This is a genomic window from Rhodococcus sp. 05-2254-5 (assembly GCF_002258575.1).
Taxonomy (GTDB): Bacteria; Actinomycetota; Actinomycetes; order Mycobacteriales; family Mycobacteriaceae; genus Rhodococcoides; species Rhodococcoides fascians.
In genome coordinates, this window is the sequence record NZ_NOZG01000023.1 from 114,183 (window position 1) to 131,723 (window position 17,541).

Genomic DNA, 17,541 nt, shown 5'->3' on the forward strand with positions numbered 1-17,541 from the left:
TGCTTTCACTGCAGAACACCATGTTTCGGAAAGGAACCCCGATGGACACAGAATCCGTCACCACCACCACCCCCACGACCCGCACCTCGCACCGGGCACGCCGCGTACTCGGCGTCCTCGCTCTCACTGTCGCGCTGACCGTCCTGGCCGGCGGAGTCGCCGCCGCCCAGACGGTCAACCCGTACGACGGGGTCAACCCGGACATCAGCTTGTTCGGGCCTGCCCTGAACCAGACATGGAAGCGCATCCTCGCGGCGATCTGGGGAGCCAGCATCGCCATCGCGGGACTGTGGGTGCTCACCTCGTTCCTCAGCTCCCGGAAGGCCCGCAAGCGCGGGATGTCCAGCGATCTGAGCGAGTCGGGCGAGGATCTCAAGCTCTCGCTCATCATCTTGGGCGGAGTGGCCGCTGTCTCGCCAATCGTCGGCGCAGTCCTGCTCCTCGTCCAACCCGGCGCATAGCCGATCCCGGCTCCGGTCCGGCGCATCGCCGATCGCGGCTCTGCCCCCCTGCTCTTCCTCCTCCCCGACGCGGCACCGTCCGCAGAAACGAGTTCCCCATCATGGCCATCGACTACCGCAACGTCGGCTCCGAACCCCCCAGCTCGCCCAACACCGAGAACGTCGGCGGTGATCGACAGTCCGACAGCACGTCCGGGTCCAGGCGCTGGATCATTCTCGGGGCCGTCGCCCTGGCGATCCTCGCCGTCGTCTCGGTGATCGTGGTCGGTCTGTCGGGCCGCTCCGACAACTCCGGCGGCGGTGGCTCCGATGCCATCCGCGCAGTACACGGACCCACGACGGTGAACAACGGCGTCCCCAGCGGCTATACCCGCGACACCCAGGGCGCATCGACGGCCGCGGTGAACGTGCTCCAGGCCTTCGATCAGGCCAGCCAGGGCCGCATCGACATGAACGATGTCCGCTCGGCGATGATCGCCGCCGACCCCGGTGCCGAGCTGGCCCGCGAGATCGAACTCGGCAGCAACCGCGACGAGAGCAGCGACGTGATGAACACCCTGCCGGCCGCGGTGCACGTGTCCTCGTTCTCCGCCGATGCCGCGCAGATCTCGGTGTGGTCGATGACCACCACCCAGTCCGACATCAACAACACCGGCACCGTCGCCGTGAGCACGCTGTGGGCGACCACCGACATCTCGTTGGTCTGGCAGGACGGGGACTGGAAAGCCGCCGACTGGTCCTACCGCCAGGGCCCGCGCCCGGAAGACGCGTCCTACCCGGCCGTCGATTCCGCGCTCGGCGGTCAACTGACCGCCGGGTACTACACCTTCTACATCGACTAGGAGAGAACATGATTCGCCGTCTCGTTCTCATCGCGGTCACCGCCGCACTGGTCGCTCTGTTCGGATCGCCCGCTGTTGCGCTCGCCCAGCCTTCCGCCGTTCCCGCTCCCGCACCGGGGGCGGTCACCGCCCAACAACCGGCATCGAGGCTGCCCGCGCACTTCCCGGACGATCTCAAGAAATTCATCGGCGGTACCGAGGAATTTCGGAGCGGGCCCTGGTTCACGGGGAACTGCGCAGACCACGGCGGCGACCTGGGAACCTATATCTCCCAAGCACTCACGAACGAAAACCGGCTCCTGTACTGGACCGCATCGGACGAGAACAAAGCCGTCATGCTCGGCGGTGCGGGCGCGGTCGGCTCCGACCCGCAGGCCCAGGCCACGGCCGAGATCACCCGTCAGGCCGTCGCCGACGGGACCGAACCACCGGCCGACGCTCTGCCGACCGTATTCCCGGCCGGGGACACCAGCTTTCACCCACCGACGGGAACCTGCGCCGCCGACCTCGCCCGGTGGGGCACCAAAGAATGGGGCACGTGGGGCTTCGCCTGGGCGCAGAGCCCGGACGCGGACTCGCTGACCGCGATCAAGGCGCTGCCCGGTGCCGACAAGGTGCCCGACGCCGCCTGGTCGGACCCGTGCTCGCAGGGTTCGGGCGACCAGTACTGCATGCATGCCTTCTTCGTCGACTGCTCGAAAGCCGAACGGGCAGATGCCAGCCGCTGCCAGGACTGGAACTTGTCGATCGGGCGATTGTTCGCCGGCACCGCGAACTGGATCGACAAGAACACCTCGTTCACCGAACGCCTCGACGACACTCTCGGCAAGGTCATCGCCGCCACCTTGCAGTACAAGCTCGGAAAGGCCTACCTACAGGCGTTCTCGTGGATCTCGGGGGCAGCGAACGACGTCGTCGACTTCGTCACCGATCCGACCACCGTCATCGACGACTGGGTCAACGCCACCAAGAGCGGGGCACTCTCGCTCACCGACGCCGTGCTGCGTGGGTTGACCTCGACCGGCGACTTCGATCCCACCCAGCAATGGTTCGTGACCTATTACGCCGGATCAACGGGTCTGGGAATCATGGTCATGTCGCTGGCGGTCCTGCTGGCGATCATGCGATCACGGCACAAGGGCTCACCGTCGGAGCTGGTGGCCAACGTCTTCGGCTACATGCCCGCCGGGGTGGTGATGATGCTGTTCTCCCTCGCTCTGGCCCAAATGGTGATCGAATTCGCGACGGTGCTCACCGAGGGCATCGCCAGTTTCAGCGGATCCACGATCACCGAGATGGTGGAGAACATCTACGCCACGATGGGCACGCTGAACAAGGACACCGTCGTCGGCGGCTCGATCGTCGGACTGGTCTTCTTCGGCATCCTGCTGCTCGGTGCGATGTCGGTCTACCTGGGTCTGCTCATGCACCAGATCGGGCTTCCGCTGACCGCGTGCGTCGCCGGAATCGGCTACGGCATGTGGGTGCACCCGACGTGGCGGACCAAAGCTCTGCGGCCACTGTTCACGTTCGTCGGCATCGTGCTCAGCAAGCCGATGCTGTTCCTGTTGATCGCGATCGTGCTCGCCGGGGCGAACAACGCTCTGCTCTCGGGCGGCGGCGGCTCGGGAGATCTGACCTCGCTCGGCGCTCTCGTACTCGTCGGTGCCTCGATGGTCGTGGTCGGTCTGGCACCGTGGGCGATGCTCAAGTGGGCACCGATCCTGCCGACCAAGGCCGACTCCGAAGGATTCGGCGGTGGTGGTGGCTCCGTCGCCGGTGGTGTCATCGGAGGCGTGGGCAGCTCGGCCCTGTTCCGCAGCCGCAGCGGCGGAGGCGGCGGAGGCGGGTCGACCGTCACACCGCGCTCGACCCGCTCCGGCGACGGCGTCGACAAGGCCACCCGATCCGGGCATTCGACACCGTCGACCAATTCCGCCCCCGGCCACACCACCGGGGCCGCCCACAGCGGCGGTGCCGGACACAAGAGCGGCACCCCCACACGTGGCGCGGTGGGCATGGCCGGGCGACTCGGCGGAAAGCTCGCGATGGGCTCGGCCGCGACGGTCGCCTCGGCCGGGGCCGCGGCGGTGCCGATCGCCGCACAGTCCGCAGCGGCGGCGATGAACAAAGCCAAATCCAGTGCCGAGTCCGCACCGTCCGAAGCCGAAGGCAGGTAAGCGATGTCGACCGAGACCGTCGAGCACGACAGCGAGCAGAGAACCTCGATCCTGGGCGGTGAGATCGCGCGCCGGGGAATGACCGGGATCTCGGCACCGGTGCTCATCACCTGGACCGCGGCCCTGGTCATCGGCGCGGTGTACTACTTCGCGGCCGGCGGCGGCGCGATGACCGTCGGGCTCGTGGCGGTGTTCTACGTCGGGGTGTTCGCCTCGACGTACGAATTCACCGAGACCTCGCTGGCGTCGCGGCAGTTGCACCGGTTGCGGAACTGGGCGCGGATGCGGCGAGGTGAGCACGTCTACCGCAACGCGGACGACCCTGCCTACGGGATCACCGACCTCGACCCCGGCTGGGAGTACCCGGTCCCGCTCGGGCGGACCGCCCCGCTCGACGTCGCCGGCACCGGCCTGGACGAGATGTTCATCGTCCGCACCGCCAACCCCGGCGAGCGGGCCTACTACACGGTCGTACTGTCCGTGCAGGGCCTGGCCGGGGGGCTACGCACCGACGCGGCCTGGGCGACGACATCGGAGAAGTTCGGTCTGTTCAGCGCCTCGATGGCCCGCAAGACCTCGCTCATCCGCGGAGTGCAACTGATCCACCGCTCCGTTCCCGCGGATCTGACCATGCACGAGGACTGGGTGGAGCGGGAGGTCGAAAAGCTCGGCGACATGCGTCTGCGGGCACCGGTGGAGTCCTACGGCGACCTCATCGACACCATCCGGCCGCACTCGGAAGAGCATCGGGCGTACGTGGTGCTCAAATTCCCCCAGACCGACCACTTCGAGGACGAAGCCGCGCGAGCGGCGGGCGGGAAGGGTGCCCGATTCGAGGGCGGTGTTGCCCAGGTGATCCGCGACGAGACGATGCGCGCAGTGAGCAAACTCGTCGCCGCGGGCCTGGGCCGCGTCCAGGTTCTCGGTGAGCAGCGCACCTGCGCGCTGATCCGCGCGTTCGTCGACCCGTCGAACCCACTCGATCGCCACCAAGGGGCGCGGTGGTCGAACTGCTGGCCCTCCTACATCGGTGGCCAGGACTCGGTGGTGGTGTCCGGACGCTGGCACACCCGTGTCGGGTTCCTCCCGCCGGCGAGCATCGAACCCATTCCGTTGGGCCCGTTGTGGCTCGCGCCGCTGCTGACCGGGGTCGCCCCCGACATCGGCGACGACGAGACACCGCCCTCCCCGACGATCCGAACCGTCAGTGTCCGAGTCGATTTCGTACCCGACGCGGTCGCCCGGGAAGCGGCGAGCCAGGACTTCACTCAGGACAAGGCGGCGCAGGAAAGCGCCGCACGCAAAGGCATCACCGGCGACGGCTCGGCCGAAGTGATGGCCACCGCGTCCGGGCGTCGCCGCGCCGATCTGATGCCCGGCTCGGGCCATCACGGCACCATCTACTCTCTCGCGGTCGCAGTGACCGGCCGCGACGAAGACGACCTCGAGCGGGCCTGCATGCGCGTGGAGGAAGCCGCCGACGAATCAGCCATCAAAACCATCACCTGGCAGGACGACACGCACGACGTCGCCTTGTTCACCACCCTGCCCTTCGCTCGCGGTCTCGCCGTGACGCGCTACACCAAGTAGCCCAGGAGATTTCGATGCCGCAACACACCACCCATCGCCCCTCCACCCGACCGGCCGCGACCGAGCAGCCGGCCCGATCGACGCGCCGCCGCCTGCTCGGCGACGACACCGCCGTCCTCGAGGCCGCGGAGGCGATCCCCAAGCGGATTGCCCGCCGCAAGCCGCCTAGGCGGTTCGCGCTCCTCGACCGCTACGGCTGGTACGAACCCCGCACCGAAGGCGCGTGGAGTACGACCAGGCAGTCCGAAGCGCTGAACCTGGCCATCAGCCGCCGCAGTGCCCGCCACCAGGGAGCAGTGACCGGCCTGAACCGGATCTCCCAGGACCTGGTGATCACCGATCCGTTCGAGCTCTACGGCACCGACATCTCCAACATCAACGTCTGCGTCGTCGGGGACATCGGCAAGGGCAAGTCCTCGATGATCAAGACCGCGTTTTTGTGGCGGCAGATCATCTTCGGCCGACAGGTGGTGGTCATCGACAAGAAACGCCAGGGCATCGAAGGCGAGTACTCCATCTTCGCCCGCACCCTCGGAGTGGAATCGGTCCGGTTCAAAACCGGTGGCGGCGGGGCGCGACTGAACCTGCTCGACCCCGCGATCACCACCGGCGGTGAACATGCCGGCGGTCTCGACGGTGTCACCCCGGCCGGTCAGGAAGCCCTCGTGCTCGCCGTCCTCGCCGACACGATGGAACGCCCGCTGACCACCCCGGAGAAGAGTGCCGTCGGCCGAGCGTTGGAGCTGGTCAATGCCGACGCCGCCGCGTCCCGTCGCGCACCGGTACTCAAGGATCTCGCCCGCCGCCTCGTCGAACCGGCCACCGACGACGGCACCTATTTCGGTGACCGTTGGTCCGAGCGCTCGCTCGAATGGGGCTACGAACCGGGTCTGGCCCTGCTGCGTCTGGTCGACCGGGACCTCAAAGGCCTCGTCGATGCAGAAACTTCCCCGGAGGTCCGGGACGCGCTCGAGCACCCGTTCGCGCATTTCGACGTGTCCGCTCTGCCGACCGAAGGGCCCGCACTGCGGGTGGTGATGACCGTGATCAACACCTGGCTCGCGAACCTGCTCGCGGCGCGCTCGTCGGTGTCCAAGCAGACCATCCTCATCGTCGAGGAAGGCTGGCACGTCGCCGAAGGATCGACCGGCGCGGTGTTCCGCTCGAACATGAAACTCTCACGCGGACTAGGCCTGTCGACCGTCTCGGCCTTCCATCACCCCTCCGATATGTCCCCCGACTCCCCCGCCCGGGCGCTCATGCAGGAAGCGGGAATCGTGTTCCTGTTCGCGCAGGAACGCTTCGACGACGCCCGCGAGACAGCGGAGATGTATCACCTGCCGCCCGGGTCGATCGAGATCATCATGGGCCTGGGCCAGGGCGAATGCCTGGTCAAGATCGGCTCGTCCGACCCGATCTTGATGGAACACGTCCGCTCCCCGCAGGAAATCGCCCTCACCGACACCGATGCCGCCGTCAAAGGAACGAGACTCGCATGACCGAATCATCGCCACCGTCATCATCGCCACGCTCATCGTCGCGGCCGGCACGGCGAATCCGTACCGGCCGCACCATCGACGTGCACGTGAGCTCCGCGGCCCCGATCGGGCCCGACGAGACCTCGCTGAGCAGCGAGCGTCGGTTCGCTACCCCCTCTGCCGCAGCACGATTCGCCGTCACCCAATCCGCCGCCCTCGACTTCGACAGTGCCGACATCACCGTCACTATCACCATCGACGGAGCCGACGACGTCTGCGTGTCCGGGACCCCCGGTGAGATCGCCTGCGCGCTCGCCGCCATCCCGACCTACACCGCTGGCGTCCGAAAAGCGCGGACCTCGCCGTCCGCCGAACTGGGCGGGGAACCGATGCGGATACCGGCACCGGACTTTCTCCATGCCGCGGTCGACGAGGTCGCACTGCCGATCCAGCGGGAGGGACGTGCGGACCCCGATGGCCGCGTGAGCGCGGAGACCACCGTCGATGTGCGTGTGCTCTCGACCCGGCCCGACCCGCTACCGAACTCGACGCTGCCGCTCGGACAGTGGCCACCGGACGTCGCCCACACGCTCGCGCACGACCTCGCGCGCGCGATCACCGAGCGCAGTGGCCAGCGCAGCCCGGCGACCGTGACCTACCGCCCCGACCATGAACGGTACGAGATCACCCATCCCGCCCCGATCTCCGATACCGACGCCGCCGCGGTGGCCCGGTACATCCGGATCATCCAACTGCGAGCCAACCTCGCCGCCCTCGACCCGATCGCCGACGCGGACTGCGCAGTCGGTCTCGCCGCCGAGCTGCACGTGCTCGAAAGCTATTCCCGCCGCACACCTTCCACCGACGACAGGACAGTTCGATGAGTGCGATGCAATCCCCTCCGCGCAGGCCCAGCGACCCGTTCATCCCGGCCGAAGTGTGGGTGGGCGCAACTCTGATCGTGGGTCTGGTGTTCGCCGTCGCCGGCGGCGGCATGGTCTCCTCGCTAGTCTCGAGCAAGGTGATCGCGATGCCCACCAGCCTCGGTGAGCTGTTCTCGATCTTCCGCGGATTGGTCACGAACCCATCTAACCCCGCGGCCGCGTGGCCGGCGACCGCGCAGCCGGGCCCGGCGTGGGTGACCTGGGTGTGCATTCTGGTGCTCGGTGCGCTGTATACCGCTGTCGCCCTGTGGATCAGCTCCGAAATCGACGACTGGCAACACCACCGCGGTCAGGCGCAACGTGGATTCGCCGGTCGACGTGAGCTCGCCCGTGCGGGTATCGACGACAAGAGTGTCCGCAAAGCCGCCGTCGCCACCCGTTCCTCGCTGAAGGGCACGCGGGCATCGAGACTGGACGCGAGCGAGGTCGCGATCGCGTTGGGCCGCAACATGGTCGACCCCGACAAGATCGTCTACATCAAACAGAACGACTGCATGCTCGTCGAAGGCGTCACCGGCTCGGGTAAGACCTGGCGCGTGGCATATCAACGTTGCATGGACGCACCCGGCACACTGCTGGTGACCTCGACGAAAGTGGACCTGATCTCGGCGACGTACGAGCACCGCGCCGCACTCGGGCGGGTGTCGATCTTCGATCCGGACAACATCACCGGATGGCCCGACCCGATCCGCTGGTCGATCCTCTCCGGATGCCAGGATCCGGACGTGGCGATCCGCCGCGCCCAGAGCTTGGTGTCGGCAATGCCGATGGGAGACACCAAGAACGGCGGCTACTGGGAAGACAAAGCAGTCGTGCTGCTGCGCTGCTACCTGCACGCGGCCGCGATCAGCGGCGCGGATCTGGCCACGCTGCGCGTATGGGTGAACTCGCGTAAAGGCCGCGAACCACGCGAGATCCTGACGCGGACGATGCCCGGCTGGGAAGCCGAACTCGGCCAGATCCTCGACTCCGGATCGGACTCCTCCGACGACATGATCGGCGCAGCCAGCAGACTCCTCGCCCCGCTCGCCTCCCCCGCACTGCTCAAGGCCGTCGATGTACCGATGAGCGAGTCGTTCGACATCGACGAGTTCATTCGATCCGGCGCGGACACGCTGTATCTGGTTTCCAAGGGCAAAGACAATTCTGCGGCACCGTTCATCGCGGCCCTGGCCAGCGAAGTGCACTACCTCGCCGATCGCCACTCACAGTCCCTGCCCGGTGGCCGATTCGATCCCCCGATCCGATTCGAGCTCGACGAAGTCAACAACGTCGCCCCGATCCCCGGCCTGCCGGATCTGATGTCGGACTCGGGCGGCCGAGGCATCACCATCCACGCCTACGCCCACAACGAAGAGCAGAACAAGCTCCGCTGGGGCGCGGTCGCGGGCAAGATGTTCGCCGACAACTCCCCCGCCCGACTCATCCTGCCCGGCCTCAAAGGCGACGAGCTGCAGGCGATCTCGAAGATGCTCGGCGACCGATACGAGTGGCAGCCCTCCGGCAACGCCCAGTCCGGCCCGACGCTGCGAGAGGTACCGGTGATGTCACCGGCGCAGATCCGCCAGATGGACCCCGACCAAGGCCTGCTCATCTACCGGACCGCTCCGCCGATCCTGGTGCACCTGCCGACGGTGTGGGACGAGAAACCGTCGCGTGCCGCGGTGCTGCAGTCGCAGAAGGTGTTCGACGCGATCGTGGCATCGGGCACCGCGCCTCATGCCGAGGTCCGGTCCGACGCGGTGGTGCTCGACAAGGTCAGTGAAGGGACGACACTGTCGTGACCACACCAGGCGGCGAGCAAGAAGAGTTGGTGCCGTCCCGGTTCACCTGGCGCTACCTCGACGCCGAGCAGGCGCGGGCCCTGTGGTCAGAGCTGATCGACTGGACCACGTGGCTGCGCGAGCGCTACGAGCTCGGCACCAAGATCCCGCCGTGCTGGTACCGCCACGATCCCGTCGTCGAGGAACTGACCGCCCTGATGGCGGCGTGGACCGATGCCTACTACCGCGGTGACCAGTACCGGGATGACCTGACCGCCTGGCATACCCAGTGGTTTCGCCCGCTCATGGCGCGCATCCGCGACATCTCGGACTTCGACAGCTGCACCCACGATCGGTGCGCGCACCGCCCGCTGCCGCCGGCCACGCTCGCCGGCATCGAGGAGTTCGTCGACGCCGACGTCGACGCCCGCCCCGAACCATCACCGGCCCCGCCTGCACCGGTCGTCGACGTCACCGCGGCCGAGGAAGTACGCACCATCCCCGCCGACGACATGGACATGGCCATCGACTCCGGCCTCGCCGAACCGCTCGACCCCGCCGACCCCGACAGCCCCGTCAGCTTCGAGGGCACCGAATGGACCTTCAACGCCCGCATGGGTGCATGGGTTCCTTCCACCTGACCGCATTCCCACTCCCTGAGCTCCAAGCCTGCGCAGAAAGAGCGCGGCGGATCTGCCGTACATCCCGCCCGGATACGACAGAACCGCAGCAACTTGCCGCGGGCTTGCCGAGCCCGGCTACCGATCGCACGTCACCCGCCCGGACATGTGATCGGTAGTCCGGGTGAGAAGAGATGCGGTGCGCGCCTCTCTCTAGCCTGAGAGGCCAGCGTCGGCACCTTGCCTGTCTACGACGCAGGCGGCACGATACGGTGGCGAAACTCGACCGTAGTCAAGCGACCTGGGTCCGAAGTACTTGCAGAGGCGACGATGACGCGACACGACGAACCGACTCGCGATGCCGAGAGCAGTGACGATTCCTCCGATGCCGTCGACTCCGAACGTGACGTTCCCAGTGAGGCGCAAGGGGAACAGTCCGTTGCAGCGCGCAAGGTCCGCCACGACGCGATTAGAGCTAGGGTCGATCGCAGCTACGAACTTGTACCGCACATCGGCACGCGGTGGCTGAGGTGGTACGACATACCCTATCGAGTACTGTCATGGCTCCTGACTTCTTGGCGACGCCGCATAGTTCCCTGGCGTCTGCGCCGTCGACTGAATAATGGCCGGATCTTTCTAAGTGCTTTCAACCATCACAGACGTCTCAAAGTGATGCCTTTGGACGACCCCTTGGACAACCTTCTTATCCCGTCTGACGAGCAAGTAACGCAGGGAGGAATGTGGGTCGTCGAGTTCTTTCCTCCCAGCTTGTACTCGGATCTTCACGACGCTTTAGATGCGAATCGGTGGGACGAGAATAACCATCTGCGTGCAATTGACGGTACCAACTCGGAACGAGTGACACAGGCGCGACGAGGGCAAAAATTTGGGTGGACTAAAATTGGCACAATCGCGAACCCTGGTTCCGGATATTTTCTCATCGACAAACAAGAGCATCTTCCAGATGAGTTCTCACTCATCGAAGTGACTGCCGTTCACATCGGCCCTAGCCTCACGGCAGTAGTGGCGTTTATCCAGTTGAGCGATCACGGCAAGAACGCTCTCAACTCAGTATGGAAAGCTCAGCACGAACCCACCCTCACATGGCAGGGACTCCGGCCACCTCACGTCGAGGACCGCCATTTTGCGGCGATCAACGCCACGCAACGGGAGCGTCAGAGGATGCACGACCTCGGTCGGTCCTGGCTGGCGGAACGATGCGGAGGGTATTTCGCCACGACCAAGACTCGACAGCCCGTGGTTGACTTCAGTTTATTCAAGAATTTCGATCCGACTTCGGGTCGTCCCTCCCAGGAGATTGGTGAGGCGCTCCGTGCACTTGGCATGGAGGGCGATCACTTGTATAACTTCATTTCGCCACAGCTTCCGGGGGCGGTATTCGTTCGAGGCGAAGCTTTACGTCAACCGGACGTGCTACTCCGGAATTGTTGGGGTGTAGTCGGTAATTATGATACTTTCGCCGGCTTCTACGACGACGACGGCTTTGGGACAAAGCCATATTCTGTTTCCACTTTCGCTCACATAGCCGACGATATGATCCGAAGTTTCCTCCTCCACACTGCGGTCCTGGAATACACCAGACAGCTGCGGGAGACGTTTTCGGATGCCCGCGATACTGCTCGGAAGAAGCACCATAAATTCAAGCCCAGCCAGCTCGATAAACTCAGGCAGGAAATGCTTACAACAAGCCTGGACTTGCCAGTTGTATCCCGTGACACTGCGCTCCTGTGGAAACGGAGATATCCAGGTGACTTTAGCGTCAAGGCGGTACCGATTCCCGGGATACCCCGACCTCCGGACGAGTTCGACTTCATCGAGTATCTCAGTGACCAGCGCACTGACGCATTCGACAAACTTCTGGAGGAGGATGTCGCGTACCGAGATGTCCTCTCTACTGCGTCGGCCCTCGGCTCAAGCGCAGCAAGCGCCCGCCTTGGCCGCCGCGCATTGTTCGTATCCGTCACTTCACTTGCGGTGTCCGCCACCACCATTCTCACTGCCAACGGAGCCGCCGTATGGCATCTGACAACGACAGTCCTCATCACGAGCGGTGCAGCTGTATGGCAGCAGATCGCCGAGTGGTTGTAAGGTTTTTCTCGGTCCGCTCAGCACCGAAGTCCAATATTGGGCGAGCGCCTCGGCCTGGCTGCACGGCCGTTAAAGGCCAGGCCGCCGCCGGGATGGAGTGTGAGGGCCGCGTGGGTGTGACTCAGCGATTGGCTGGTTCAGACGATCAGCGGCGGGTTTGGGTTCGTAGCGGAGTCCGCTCGCCTGGCTGCGGGTCGTAAGAGGCTCGACCTGGACGGGCTTTGATCGCCCGAGTCCAGTTGCTTGTTCGCTCCATTCGCGGATCCGCGCGTGGGACATGTGCGTGGAGAAGTCTCGTTTGAGGTCGACGCTGCGGTCGATGTGGTCGACGACGTCGTGGTGCGCGGCCGCCTTGGAGACCTCGATCGCTTCGTCGAGGTTCTCGACGGTCCTGCGGGTGTGGTCTCCTCCCGGCCAGGAGCGGAGTTCTGCAACACGTGCCTCCCGGGTGACCTCGTCGTCGAGCGTGCCGATGAGCTCGTACATCGATGCTCCTCCGAGGCCGGTTGCAGCGCGGTGTACGTCGAGCTGCGCTTCCACTGTCTGCATGTGTTGCAGCAGCGCGGGGGTATGGATCTGGGCCGCAATCGCAGCGTCATCGGTGGTGTTCCCACTCAGCACTGCGAGATCGCGGCGCAGTGACTCCACCTGAAAGACCAGACCGAGGTTGTCGAGGTGCAAATCTGCGTACTCGGCGAGGGTTGAGTCGGCGTGCATTTCCCGTCGGATTGCGACGGGCAGCTCGACGCCGGCGTCCACGTCCAAGTGATGTGCCAGCTCGTCGGGGCTGCGCATGCATTCCCATGCCTCGATCGGGTGGTCCGGCCCCACGAGGGATGCGTGGAAGGTCGGCCGGGACAGCTCGCGAATGTCGATCGAGCTCAGGGTGTCTTCGGCGATGCCGAATGTGTTGTCGAGATGGTCGAACAGTTCGGGGCACAGTCGCGCCCGGGTGGTGAACAGGCGCAGGGTGCGCCCGTCCGGCAGGTCGATAGTGCGGGGTGGGAAGTCGTGCTGCTCGACGACGTCGATATCGGCGGCGTGTGTCAGTGCATACGGGTCGTTCGCCGGGAGGTAGTGGGCCATGTCGAGGTGTTCCTTCGAAGTCGCTGTTCGCGCGTGCCAGGTCGGTCCACGCAGGGGACGTGCTGCTGGCGTGGTCGGACTTCTGGCTGGGTGGCACGACTGGCGACGGAAGGTTCGGCGGGCTTAGATGCGTGGGCCGCGGGTCGGCCCGGATCGGCGGGCCTGTTGCTGGCGCAGTTGTTCGCGCCGTTCGGCTTTACGTTGCTCGGCGAGGCGGCGTTGTTCGGCCGCGCGTTGCTCAGCGGCCTGTCGTCGCGCCCGGTCGGTGGCGACGATCGGATCGGGCGTCGCGGGTTGCGGGGTCGGTGTCGACTGCTGTGCGGGGCCTGCGTGTGCGGGCACCGGCGCGGGCGCGGGCGCGGTGACTGTTTTGATGCGGGCGTTGACCTGATCCCATGCTCGGGCGGATTCCCCGTGTTCGGGTCGGTCGCCTATGAGGGTGCGGTCGGTGTCGATGCCGAATTGTTCTCGGTAGGCCCCGACTTGCCCGGCGGTGATCTGCCAGCGCAGTCGGGCACCGCCGGAGTCGGGAACCTCGCCGAGGTGGCGAGTCCAGGCGGGTTGTTCGTCGACGGCGTGCTGTCCGAGCTCGCGGGTGCGTTCGGCGATCTCGGTGTATCGGCGGCGACTCCAGGCGACGAGTTCGGGGTCGATTCCTTCCCGGTCCTGCATCGGCGGCAGGACCCAACTGGGGGCACTGTGGTCGCGTGCTTCTCGGCCGAGGGGCCAGCGCCGTTCGGCGTCGTCAAGCAGATCCGCTGCGCTCGGGTCGGGGTCGGTGACACCGCGACGCAGCTCGACGATTGCGGCGTGGGGGTCTTTGCCGGCGCGTTCGGCATTGCGTAGATGGGCGGCGAGGTCGGGCCACGCCCCGTCGTCAGCGAGGATGGTGCCGGCGTGCTCGCCGAACTGGGTGCGCAACGTCGGTTCGATGCTCTGAGCCCAGGCGTGCATGTCTTCTGCGCCGTTCTCGATGTGCTTTTCGAGTCGCCAGTGCATCACGGCGGAGACGGAGTCGGCGCTGGCGAGTTCACGTTGCGAGCGAGCGGCGGCGAGGGTGGGGGCAGCGTCGAGGCCGAGCTGCTCGGCGCGGCGGTACTGGTGAACGAAGGCGTCCCATTCAGCTTCGGCGATCATCGTGTTCGCCAGTGCCGGACCCATGTTCTCGCGCACGATGGCCTCGATGCGGTGCGCGTCGATGAGTTCGCCCACGTACTCGTATCCGCCGACGTTGTAGTCGAGCTTGCGGTGTGCGACGGCGGCGTCGCGTTGTTGTTCGGTCGCCGAGACGTCCGAGCCGTCGCGACCGATGATGGTCCGCACGACTTCGTCGGCGATCTTCTTGTCCGGATGCACGTGGATCAGGTGCGGGTCGACGATCCGGTCGATCGGCACGTACAGCTGGCTTCTCTCGCGGCCGCGCGTGAGAGCGACGTAGAGGGCTTGCCGGTTCATGGTGTCTTCGACGAGGACATGAACCTGGTCGACGGTCATCCCTTGCGACCGGTGGATGGTGGCGGCGTAACCGAGCTCGCAATACTCCTTGACATAGTCGGCCGGCAGGCGGATTCTCCCTCCGTGTTCGAGGTGGCGCACGGTCAGCGATCCGTCGCGGTGCGCGGTCTTGACCGTCCACAGGTCACCGTTGCGCACTCGTTCCCCCCGCGTGCCGGTGACCCGCAGGCTGGTGTCGTTGCGGCGGGTGACGATGCGGTCCCCTGCGCTGGCGCGCAGTCCGTCGGGGAGGTCGTTGCCGCCCTTCTTGACCAGTCCTTTGGCGAGTCGTTCGGTGCGGGCCCGGTCGTTGAGATCGCGGACGGCGTGGTTGCTGCTGGCGATCATCAGCGACGTCGTGTCGGTGTCGGAGGTCTTCGCCCACGCGGTGAAGACTTTCTCGGCGAGGTCGTCGGCCATGCCGTGCTGCACGCGGTCTTTCGCGGCGTACCAGGCGGCGACGGAGGTATCACCGTCCCGCAGCCGCAGCGAGATCTCCGCCTCTTCCTTGTCGCGGAAGCGGTGGACGTCGACCAGTTCCGGTGCCGCGCTCGATCGGGCGACCAGTCGCAGTGCACCACCGGTGTCGACGGCGGCGAGCTGCTGCGGGTCACCGAGTAGCCGGACCGCTGCGCCGTGCTCGGCGGCGATGTAGGTCAGCCGGTCCAGATCGTGTGTCGAGGCCATGCCTGCTTCATCGACGAGAATCATCGATCCCGGGGTGATGCCGGTGTCGAGTTCGTTTTCGTAGCGGGTGAGGACGTCGGCGATGGTGCGGCCGGTGACACCGAGTTCGTCGCCGAGGACGCCGGCGGCTTTCGCGGACGGTCCGAGGGCGATCACGTCGTATCCGGTGCTGCGCCAGGCGTCGACGACGACGCGCATGGCGGTGGTCTTGCCGGTCCCGGCCGGACCGACGCCGGCGGCCAGGAGGGCACCGGAGAACAGGAAGTGCTCGACGAGTGCTTTCTTGTCCGCGCCGAGGTCCCAGCCTTTGCGTTGGGTGTGCGCGGCGAGGGCAGCGGTGTAGGCGTGGGCAGGTGCCATGACCGCGGTCGGGGTGTGGGCGGCACCGACGAGGCGGTGTTCGGCGGCGAGGATCGCTGCGCTGGTGTAGGTCTCGTTGCCGTGCACGGTCAGGATCGACGCACCGTCGCTGCGCTGCAACGCTGCCGGGGTCGCGACGACCTGGCGAGTCAATCGGATGGACTCTGCGCCGAGCGCGGCTTCGGTGACCTTCTCGGCGACCGCGTCACGCTCGGCGGCGGTGGCGAACACCAGTGGCCGTAGTTGTCGTTGGACTTCGGCTTGGATGTGCCAACGGTTCCAGCTCGAGCGTTGCTGTGCAATGCGTGCGACGGCGGTGCGGGCGATCTCGCGGTGGTCGATCGAGGCGGTATCGGTGACGGTGATCGTGTTCCCGGTGCTCTTCTTCAAGGCGGAGTTCAGGGCGCGGCGGCCGACGACGTCGAGTGCACGTTCGCGCCATTCCGCGCGCTGGGCACCGAGCGATTTCGGGGGTGCTTTCTCGTTGCGGGTTTCCAGGGTCGCTTGGTCGGCGAGGCGCATCTGCATCGCGGTCGAGGGGTCTTTGCCGTGGGTCTTGCGGTAGTCCGAGACGAGCTGCTCCAGGCGTGACTCGATGGCGTCGCGGCGGGAGAACTCGCTGAGAAGTTGCGTGGGGATGCCCTCTATTTCGCGGACGGCGCGTTTGTTGATTCCGGTGCCGGGTCGGTCGGCGAACACGGTGCCCAGCTCGAGGGTGACGTACTCCTCGATGAGGGTGTTGTAGCGCTCGGATGCGGCGACGGCGAGCTTGTGCAGCACGCGGCCATCCAGGCTGCGCCATTTGCCGTCGACGCCTCGCACTTTGGTGGAGATTGCGACGTGAGTGTGCAGGTTCGGGTCACCGTTGCGATTGTCACGGTGATCGAACCGGGTGTACATCAGGCCGGTCGATTCGATCTGTCCAACACCAGCTTTGCCGACGCGGGTGTAGGAGGCGTTGTCCTCGACCCAGCCGATGACATCGCTGACCGCGGCGCTGTGTGCGCGCTCGATCGCCACGCGGGTGTCATCGTCGCCCAGCCCCCAGAGAACGGACACCGATTTCTGTGGAGTGAACACGCAGTCGTAGCCGGCGACGGGTTGGCGTTCGCGGCGTTGCTGCGAGGCTATGTAGCGGACGAGCTCGGCTTCGCTGGCCGGTGATCGGCCAACTTCGCGGTGGAACTCGTCGGCTCCGACGCGGTAGCGGATCTGCTGGCACTGCTCGGCGGTGAGCGGCTTTCCGCCGGCGGCGCGGTCGTTGTCGATCTCGGCGCGGATGCGCTTCATCAGCGGCACCTCGTTGCGGAAGCTCGCGAACTTGCGGCCGAGACGCACGCTCTCGATCGCCGCTTTCGCCGTCGTACCGTCGAGGACGGCTGCCTCGATCAACGCTTGGGCTTCGGGGTGCAGGCCCTCCCCGAACAGCGCCTTCATCTGGTCCTCGCGGACAAACCCGGACACGCCGAGCTCGGCCGAGGCCCGCCCTCCCCAGATGCCCGGTTCGGTGCCTTCGACGGCGTAGTAGTCGCTGAGGTCTTGGCCGCGTTCGAGACGGATGTCGGCGCTGGCGACCTCGCGGGTCAGGTAGGTGTAGCCGTCCCCTGCGTGCAGCGCGTGGACGGTCATCATCGCGGCCACCGCCGCCGACGGCGAGTCGGTGTGCGACGAGATCTCGCGGGCCGAACTCGCTCGAATTCTGCTTCTGAATCGCGCGACACAGTCGCGATAGTACGCAGATTCCGCCCATGGACACTAATAGTGCAAGAGGTGTGTGGCGTTTAGTTATTCATTTCTCTAAGAGATACAGGGAATCTGAAGACAATCGTATCTAGATTTCGGACGAACTAGAACGTGCATGGACGGTGAGGGACGAAAGTTGTTGCAGGACACATCAATCAAGGCGACGTTGGGTGCGTATGCCCCT

11 protein-coding genes are annotated in these 17,541 nt (G+C 66.0%); 9 read left to right on the top strand and 2 right to left on the bottom strand.

Translation table 11 applies throughout. The features are described from left to right. Positions 1 to 41 precede the first annotated feature (41 nt). From CH278_RS15155 to CH278_RS15200, 9 genes are all read left to right on the top strand, one after another. Entirely contained in the window at positions 42 to 461 is a 420-nt protein-coding gene (locus CH278_RS15155) for a hypothetical protein (protein ID WP_094622286.1), read from the top strand. 101 nt (positions 462 to 562) lie between these two features. Next, positions 563 to 1,303, top strand: a complete 741-nt coding sequence (locus CH278_RS15160; RefSeq protein WP_094622287.1) for a hypothetical protein — start codon at positions 563 to 565, stop codon at positions 1,301 to 1,303. 8 nt (positions 1,304 to 1,311) lie between these two features. Next, positions 1,312 to 3,483 carry a hypothetical protein gene (locus CH278_RS15165; protein WP_094622288.1) on the top strand — a complete coding sequence of 724 codons (2,172 nt, stop codon included), beginning with the start codon at positions 1,312 to 1,314 and terminating at the stop codon, positions 3,481 to 3,483. A 3-nt stretch (positions 3,484 to 3,486) separates the two neighbouring features. Continuing rightward, positions 3,487 to 5,073, top strand: coding sequence for an SCO6880 family protein (locus CH278_RS15170; protein WP_094622289.1), 1,587 nt, complete (start codon positions 3,487 to 3,489; stop codon positions 5,071 to 5,073). A 14-nt stretch (positions 5,074 to 5,087) separates the two neighbouring features. Beyond that, the gene (locus tag CH278_RS15175; RefSeq protein WP_094622290.1) at positions 5,088 to 6,572 is read left to right on the top strand and encodes an ATP/GTP-binding protein; all 1,485 of its coding nucleotides are present in this window, start codon (positions 5,088 to 5,090) and stop codon (positions 6,570 to 6,572) included. Then, a complete protein-coding gene (locus CH278_RS15180; RefSeq protein WP_094622291.1) occupies positions 6,569 to 7,435 on the top strand; it encodes a hypothetical protein in 867 nt (288 codons plus the stop codon). Before CH278_RS15175 ends, CH278_RS15180 begins: the two co-directional genes overlap by 4 nt. Next, positions 7,432 to 9,279 carry a type IV secretory system conjugative DNA transfer family protein gene (locus CH278_RS15185; RefSeq protein WP_094622292.1) on the top strand — a complete coding sequence of 616 codons (1,848 nt, stop codon included), beginning with the start codon at positions 7,432 to 7,434 and terminating at the stop codon, positions 9,277 to 9,279. Before CH278_RS15180 ends, CH278_RS15185 begins: the two co-directional genes overlap by 4 nt. Beyond that, positions 9,276 to 9,899 (top strand): DUF4913 domain-containing protein, encoded by a 624-nt coding sequence (locus CH278_RS15190; protein WP_094622293.1) that lies wholly within the window; start codon positions 9,276 to 9,278, stop codon positions 9,897 to 9,899. Before CH278_RS15185 ends, CH278_RS15190 begins: the two co-directional genes overlap by 4 nt. Positions 9,900 to 10,556: 657 nt before the next feature. Beyond that, positions 10,557 to 11,987 carry a hypothetical protein gene (locus CH278_RS15200; protein ID WP_143536269.1) on the top strand — a complete coding sequence of 477 codons (1,431 nt, stop codon included), beginning with the start codon at positions 10,557 to 10,559 and terminating at the stop codon, positions 11,985 to 11,987. A 69-nt stretch (positions 11,988 to 12,056) separates the two neighbouring features. Here the strand turns inward: CH278_RS15200 and CH278_RS15205 are convergent, their stop codons facing one another. Continuing rightward, the gene (locus CH278_RS15205; protein WP_094622296.1) at positions 12,057 to 13,073 is read right to left on the bottom strand and encodes a hypothetical protein; all 1,017 of its coding nucleotides are present in this window, start codon (positions 13,071 to 13,073) and stop codon (positions 12,057 to 12,059) included. Positions 13,074 to 13,196: 123 nt separating this feature from the next. Further along, positions 13,197 to 17,246, bottom strand: a complete 4,050-nt coding sequence (gene mobF / locus CH278_RS15210) for a MobF family relaxase (RefSeq protein ID WP_094622348.1) — start codon at positions 17,244 to 17,246, stop codon at positions 13,197 to 13,199. Positions 17,247 to 17,541: the final 295 nt, after the last annotated feature.